General features: G+C 70.5%; 6 protein-coding genes. 3 read left to right on the top strand and 3 right to left on the bottom strand.

Annotated elements, in window-relative coordinates; all coding sequences use genetic code 11:
* Nucleotides 1-2621: exo-beta-D-glucosaminidase (locus ABZ646_RS35980; protein WP_360528655.1), on the bottom strand; the 2621-nt coding region annotated here is incomplete at its 3' end.
* 112 nt (nt 2622-2733) lie between these two features.
* Nucleotides 2734-3918 (bottom strand): ROK family protein, encoded by a 1185-nt coding sequence (locus ABZ646_RS35975; protein WP_360528652.1) that lies wholly within the window; start codon nt 3916-3918, stop codon nt 2734-2736.
* Nucleotides 3919-4037: 119 nt separating this feature from the next.
* Between ABZ646_RS35975 and ABZ646_RS35970 the strand changes: the two genes are divergently transcribed.
* Both ABZ646_RS35970 and ABZ646_RS35965 read left to right on the top strand, forming a co-directional pair.
* A complete protein-coding gene (locus ABZ646_RS35970) occupies nt 4038-5516 on the top strand; it encodes an APC family permease (protein ID WP_360528649.1) in 1479 nt (492 codons plus the stop codon).
* 63 nt (nt 5517-5579) lie between these two features.
* The gene (locus tag ABZ646_RS35965; protein WP_360528646.1) at nt 5580-6137 is read left to right on the top strand and encodes a GNAT family N-acetyltransferase; all 558 of its coding nucleotides are present in this window, start codon (nt 5580-5582) and stop codon (nt 6135-6137) included.
* A gap of 62 nt (nt 6138-6199) precedes the next feature.
* On the opposite strand, the gene ABZ646_RS35960 is transcribed toward ABZ646_RS35965, so the two are convergent.
* Nucleotides 6200-6640, bottom strand: coding sequence for an SPW repeat protein (locus ABZ646_RS35960; protein ID WP_360528643.1), 441 nt, complete (start codon nt 6638-6640; stop codon nt 6200-6202).
* A gap of 243 nt (nt 6641-6883) precedes the next feature.
* Here ABZ646_RS35960 and ABZ646_RS35955 point away from each other — a divergent pair, with 243 nt between their 5' ends.
* The gene (locus tag ABZ646_RS35955) at nt 6884-7051 is read left to right on the top strand and encodes a hypothetical protein (RefSeq protein ID WP_360528640.1); all 168 of its coding nucleotides are present in this window, start codon (nt 6884-6886) and stop codon (nt 7049-7051) included.
* Nucleotides 7052-7147: the final 96 nt, after the last annotated feature.

Here is a 7147-nt window from a genome sequence, read left to right as displayed (position 1 = left end):
TCCGCGGGCATGGCCTCGTGGAAGTAGAGGATGCCGCAGAGGAACTGGAAGACCGGCGCCAGGTACTGGAGCAGGCCCAGCGTGGAGAGCGGTACACGGATCGTGACGGTGGTGGTGGACGTGCCGTCCGTCTCGGTGGTCGACGCTGTCGCGGTGACCGGCACCTGGGCCATCGAGGACAGCCCGGTCAGATCGGCGTGACCCGTCGTCGGCGTGTGCCACCAGTCGGTCTTCGTCCAGTCGAGAACGTCGGCCTTGGTGGAGAGCCAGTAGACGTTGCGGCTGACCTCCTTGCCGTCGGCGTCCGTGAGGACCAGCCGCGCCAGGTAGGTGGAGGACAGCCCGCTCACCGACTCCGGCAGGGTGAGCGCGGTGCTGTGCGCGCCGTCGCCCTGGACCGAGACGCCGGTGACGGTCCTGTCGTACTTCTGGGTGCCGTCGGGGTTGAACAGCGTGGCCCGCGCGGTGAGTCCGGTCGCCGGCGTGTGCCGGTTGTTCACCACGGTCACCGAGCGGTCGTCGTAGGAGTACTGGACGTGCAGCGGCTCGTTGGCCTTCTTCGCGCCGAAGTAGGCGCCGCCCTGGTCGAGGTAGCGGTCCATCAGCTGCCAGTGCAGGGACGTCCAGCCACTGTTGAACATCCAGTAGATCACGCCGGTCGACGGCTTGGAGGCGTCGGTCTGGTTGCGTTCGTAGGCCTCGTACTGGGCGCGGACGTTCTCGTACTGGGCGAGCTGGGCCTTGCGCACGTAGTCGGCGAGGCTCTTCGGGGCGCCGTACCGGCCGGTGAGGGCGGTGTCGTAGACCTTCAGGGTGCCGAAGGTCGAGGACGGCGAGCGGTGGTACTGCTTGGCGTCCGGGTCCTTCCAGAGGGTGTCGAGTTCGGCCGGGGTCATCATGCGGCGCAGGGTGTCCAGGGTCGGGATGTCCGGACCGGCGCTGGTCTCGGAGTTGAAGCCGGTGGCGCCGCCCTCCCGCTTGGCGTACCAGTAGGACGGCGGGACCCAGTCGTAGGGGCCGGTCATCTTCATGCCCGAACTGCCCAGCTGGGGAGCGGAGTTGTCGGAGGCGGCGGGAACCACCGGGACGGGCCAGTCGGCGGCGGCCAGGGCGTCCAGATAGTTCTTCTCGATCTTCGCGTCGGGCGCGGCGTCGCTGCCGATCAGGAAGGAGATCACGCTCGGGTGGTCACGCAGCCGGGCGGCCTCGGCGGCCATCGAGGCCTGGGCGACCGGGTAGTCGGCGGCGGTCCACTTCTCGCCGCTCTCGTTGGTGTTGAACTGCCCCTCCCACTTGTCGCAGCACTCCCAGCCGGGCAGGGTGAGGACGCCGAGGCGGTCGGCGAGGTCGAAGAACTCGTCGGGCTCGATGTGGCCTTCCAGCCGGATGGCGTTCAGGCCCAGGTCCAGGGCGTACCTGAGGCGGTCCTCGGTGTAGGTGTTGTCCCAGCGCAGGAACTCGTCCGGTGACCAGCCGCCGCCCTTGATCAGCAGCCGGCGGCCGTTGATCGAGTACTGGCGGGCTCCGTCGGCGTTCAGCGGGGCCCGCACGTCCCGGACGCCGAAGGTCTGGTGGGCGGTGTCCGAGACCGTGCCCGCGACGGACGTGGTGAGGTCGAGGTCGTACAGCGGCTGGCCGCCCATCCCCGCGGGCCACCACACCTTGGGGGAGACGAGGTGCAGTTCCGGGGTGTCCGCCGGGGTGAAGGTGACGGTCCTGGTCTCGTGGGCGGCGAGCGTGACCGACCTGGCGAGGGCCACACCCGCGACCGTGCCGGAGACGTCGGCGGTGACCGGTGCGTCGGAGTCGTTGCGGGCCTGAGCCTTCACCGTCAGGTCGGCCGTGGCGAGGGAGGGCACCGCCAGTTTCGTCACCACGTGGGCGTCGCGCAGCGCGACCGGCCCGCCGCGCCGGACCAGCACGTCACGGACGATGCCCATGTTCTGGTCGGGCGGCGGCTGCAGCCAGTCGAGCCAGCCCATGGTGAGGTTCTTGTTCGGGTCGTTGGGCTGGATGCGGAAGGCGACCGTGTTCGTCCCCGCCGTCACCAGGGGGGTGACGTCCAGCTCGTGGCGGGTGTAGGCACCGGTGACCTCGTCGGTCGTGGCGACCCGGTGGCCGTTGACGTACACGTCGGCCGCCGAGATCACCCCGCTGAAGTCCAGGTAGGTGCGGTGCGAGTCATCGGTCACCGTGAAGTCGCTGCGGAACCACCAGGGGACCTGGAAGGGCGCCTTGGGGATCTTCTGGAGACGGGTGGAGACGAACGGGTCGTCGTAGACGCCGTCGGCGAGCAGCGCGGCCAGGACCGTGGAACGCGGGCCCGCCGGGTACCAGCCCTTCGCCGGGTAGCCGGGGGAGGATACCGCCGCCGCGGAGTCGCCCACCTCGGCCGTCGACCGGATCGCGTAGCCGGACAGCGGGGTCCCGGCTCCGGCTGCGGACGGCACCCGGGTGATCGGCGGGTGGCCGTACGAGGGGGAGTGGGCGGTGGCACCGGCCGGGTTCCTGGCGCCGGCCCACGCGCTCGTGTTGAGTGAGCAGAGCAGACCCAGGGCCACCGCGGCGGCGGCGAGACGATGGGCGGCGAGGCGGTGTCCGGGGGCGGGGCGAGGGAACACGGCGGTCTCCAGGCTCGTAAAGTTAGGAAACTTTACTAACTCGGCTCAAGCTAGGGTCCCGAAGAGGGGGTGTCAATCATCGGCGCCGCCGCGCGCGTTGCCGCCGCCGCATTCAGGACGCCGTCGACCGGCGCTCGAAGACCAGGTCACGGGCGGTGCCCAGAGCGGTGGCCACGGCCCCGAGCAGCACCGCGTCCTCGCCGAGCCGGCCGGGCGCGAGCTTCGGGCGCAGCGGGGTGAGCGTACGCAGATGCTCGCGCACGGGACGCAGCAGCAGGTCGACGCTGTGCCCGACGCCGCCGCCCAGCACCACCAGGTCGGGATCGAGCACGGCCGCGGCCGCCGCCACCGTGTGCGCGATCCGCTCGCCTTCGAGCCGTACCGCCCGCACGGCGGCCGGGTCGCCCTGCCGTGCCGCGTCGAACACGGACTTCGCGGTGAGCTGCCCGCTCATCCCGAACCGCCGCGCCGCCTCGACCACGGCCTCCCCCGACACCGCGTCCTCCAGCCGCTCCGGCTCGGGCTGCCCGGGCCAGGGCAGGAACCCTATCTCCCCCGCGAGCCCGTGCGCCCCGGTGAACAGCCGTCCCTCGCTGACCACCCCCATGCCCAGACCGGTGCCGATCATGATGTACGCGAACAGCCGGCTGCCCGCTCCGGCGCCGTACGTGTACTCGCCGAGCGCCGCCAGGTTGGCGTCGTTGTGCACCTCCAGCGGGACACCCAGTTCCTCGCGCATCCGGTCGAACAGCCCCGCGCGGCCCCACCCGGGCAGATGCATCGCGTACCGCACCCGCCGCTGCCGCTCGTCGTACACGCCCGGGGTGCCCACCACCCCGTGCACCACCTCGGCCGGGTCGACCCCCGAGTCGGCGACGGCCCGCCGTGCGGTGGTGACCAGCAGGTCGGCCATGGCGGCCGAGCCGCGGGCCCGGTTGCGCACGTCCGAGCGGGTGACCAGGGTGCCGTCGAGGTCGGCGACCGCCACCCGCAGCCAGCCGCGGCCCACGTCGACGCCGAGGACGTATCCGGCCGCCGGGTCGGGCGCGTACAGCACGGCGGTGCGGCCCCGCTCCGGGGCGTGGGTGCCGGCCTCCCGGACCAGGCCCGCCGCCGCCAGGGCGGCCAGTGCGCTGGACACGGTCGGCTTCGACAGGCCGGTCTCGCGGGCGAGTTGGGCGCGGGATGCGGAGCCGTGCGCGCGCAGCCGGGCCAGCAGCAGCCGCTCGTTGGTGCTGCGCAGTCGCTGCCGGCTCCAGGGCTGGTCCTGCTGCTCTACGACGTCACGGGCGGCCATCACATCATTCTCACCGATTCCCGGCGCATACTTGACGCATCTAGTAAGGCTCCTTAACTTTATCGGCCATCCCGCCCCCTCGGCCGACGTCCCCTCCTTTTCGCGTCAGGAGCCCCGCCATGTCCGGTAGTCCCGGCCGTCCCGTCAGTCCCGACGACCTCCGCAGCGCACCACCCGAAGGCGGCTTCGTGCGCCGCGTGGGCCTGTTCCAGGCCACCGCCATCAACATGAGCCAGATGTGCGGCATCGGCCCGTTCGTGACCATCCCGCTGATGGTCGCCGCGTTCGGCGGCCCGCAGGCGGTGATCGGCTTCGTCGCGGGCGCGCTGCTCGCGCTCTGCGACGGCCTGGTCTGGGCCGAGCTGGGCGCCGCGATGCCCGGCTCCGGCGGCAGTTACGTCTATCTGCGCCAGGCCTTCCAGTACCGCACCGGACGCCTCATGCCGTTCCTGTTCGTGTGGACGGCGATGCTCTTCATCCCGCTGATCATGTCCACCGGGGTGGTCGGCTTCGTCCAGTACCTGGGATATCTCGCCCCCGGCCTGGGCCAGACCTCCGGCGACCTGATCGGGCTCGGTGTCATCGCCCTGGTGGTGCTCCTGCTCTGGCGGGGCATCGAGCACATCGCCCGGATCACCGCCGTGATGTGGGCGGTGATGATCGCCTCGGTGCTGCTGGTGATCGTCGCCGCGGCCTCCGACTTCAGCCCGCACCTGGCGTTCACCTACCCGGCGCACGCCTTCGACCTGACGAGCGACCACTTCTGGCTCGGTTTCGCCGCGGGCCTGACCATCGGCATCTACGACTACCTCGGCTACAACACCACCGCCTACATGGGCGCCGAGATCAAGGAGCCCGGCCGGGTCCTGCCGCGCTCCATCCTCTTCTCGATCCTCGGCATCATGGCGATCTACCTGCTGCTCCAGATCGGCACCCTCGGCGTCATCGACTGGCACCGGATGACGAACCCGGCTGACATCGCGTCGACCTCGGTGGCCTCGGCGGTCCTGGAGAAGACCTGGGGCAAGGGGGCCGCCGACACCGTGACCGTGCTGATCCTGATCACGGCCTTCGCCTCGGTCTTCACCGGCCTGCTCGGCGGCTCCCGGGTGCCCTACGACGCGGCCCGCGACCGCGTCTTCTTCCGGCCGTACGAGAAGCTGCACCCCCGGCACCGCTTCCCGATGCTGGGCCTCGCGACCATGGGCGTGATCACCGCGATCGGCTTCCTGATCGGCCGCCACACCGACCTGGCCACGCTGATCCAGCTGCTCACCACGGTGATGGTGATCGTCCAGGCGCTGGCGCAGATCGTGGCGCTCACGGTACTGCGCCGCAGGCAGCCGGCCCTGAAGCGGCCGTACCGCATGTGGCTCTACCCCGTGCCCAGCATCCTCGCCTTCGCCGGCTGGTGCGTGATCTACGGCTACGCCGACAAGAACTCGCCGGGCCGCCACCCCATCGAGTGGTCCCTGGCCTGGCTCGCCCTCGGCGGTGTGGCGTTCGTGCTGTGGGCGCGCTTCGAGAAGGTGTGGCCGTTCGGCCCGAGGGAGGTCAGCGAGGAGTATCTGACACCCGAGGAACCGGCCGTGGTGTAGTCTCCGTTGCACGACGTCAGCCTCACCCGGTGGTACCAACTCCCACCCGGTGAGGCTTTTTTCATGTCTGAAACCGAGAAAACCGATGTGCTGGACCTCGTCGTCCGCGACGCCCGCACCGAGGACCGGCCCGTCGTCGAACGGCTGTGGCTCATGTTCCGCCACGACCTGTCCGAGTTCCGCGGGATCCTGCCCCGTCCCGACGGCACCTTCCGCGGCGAGCGCGTCGAGGACGCCTTCGCCGCGCCCGGCTGGGCGCCCTATCTGTTCGTCCTGGACGGGCACCCCGTCGGCTTCGCGTTCGTCCGGGGAACCGACGCGCCCCTGCGGGTGCTCAACAGCTTCTTCGTGGCGCGCGGCGTGCGCCGGTCGGGTATCGGGTCGCGTGCCGTCCGCGAGGTCCTCGCCCGGCACCCGGGCCGCTGGGAGATCGCGTTCCAGTACGAGAACCCCGGCGCGGTCGCCTTCTGGCGGCGGGTCGCGGCCGAGGCCGCGGGCGACGCCTGGACGGAGGAACCCCGCCCGGTGCCGGGGCGCCCGGAGCTGCCGCCGGACGTGTGGATCTCCTTCGACACGACGGGCCGGGCGGACGCCATGAGTACGTCGCCCGCACAGCCGTGACGGGGCCGGCCCGAAGCGTCGGGCCGGCCCCGTGTCCTCCCTTCAGGAGGCGCTCGGTATGACTAGGTCATGGGCGTTCGCCTGGCCGTCGTCACGGCGCACAGCAGTCCGAGGCAGAAGGCCAGCCCGCCGATGACGATGTTGTTGATGACGACGCCCGCGTCTGGGCCGCTGCCGACGATCCAGGGCGCGATGATCATCCAGATGCCCATGGCGCACATGGCCCAGCTGAGGCCGTACATGCGTTCCGGGGCCCGGGTGAATCCGAGGGCCAGCAGGCCTATCGCTATGCCCATGATCAGGTTGTGGGTCATGAGCGCGGGCTGACTGGCCGTGTAGTGGACGATCCACGGGGACGCCGCGCAGTACAGACCGAGCAGGAACACCGGTCCGTCCACGAGTGCCACATCACGACCGCCGAGCATGCGGGCGTAGCGTTCCCGCATTTCGGAGACATCAGGGTGGCTGGTTATGTCACTTCTGCCGTGCGAGACGTTGGCCATGACTCGTCTCCTTTGACTTGCAGGCCTGACCGCGTCTGGTGCGTGCGGTATGCGCCGCCTAGGAGCATTCTGCTCTTATTTCTTCCTTATGTGTAGCTCTGGGAGCGGTGTGAGAGCGACGGTCCGTTCCGGCGGGTGTCCGGGCTCGGTGGTGAGCGGTGTCCGGTGTTTCGGGCATGTCCGCGTTGATGCGGGGCAGCCGAACGGTACGGCGGACATCGACTCAGGAGGTGACGGGCCGACATGGGCGCGAGGGTTTTGGAGCGATTTCCCGCGGGGTCTCCCCGGGGTTCGTGGCCGGCCGAGGAGTACGCGGCGAAGCGCCGGGCCGAGGGCAAACCGGCGACGGTGGTGATGGACCTGAAGACGGACGCGTTCCTGGTGGTGGTCCGCGCCCCGGACGAGGACTGACCCGCTCGGCGACGCTCGGCGCGCAACCACTGGAGCCGGACCTGCGGACAGTGTCCTCCATGGAAGCCGACGCGTCCCAGCTGTACGGCCTCGTGC

This window comes from Streptomyces sp. NPDC007162 (assembly GCF_040634175.1).
GTDB lineage: Bacteria > Actinomycetota > Actinomycetes > Streptomycetales > Streptomycetaceae > Streptomyces.
Note: the sequence above shows the minus strand (reverse complement) of the source record. Positions and strands in the feature narration are given on the sequence as shown.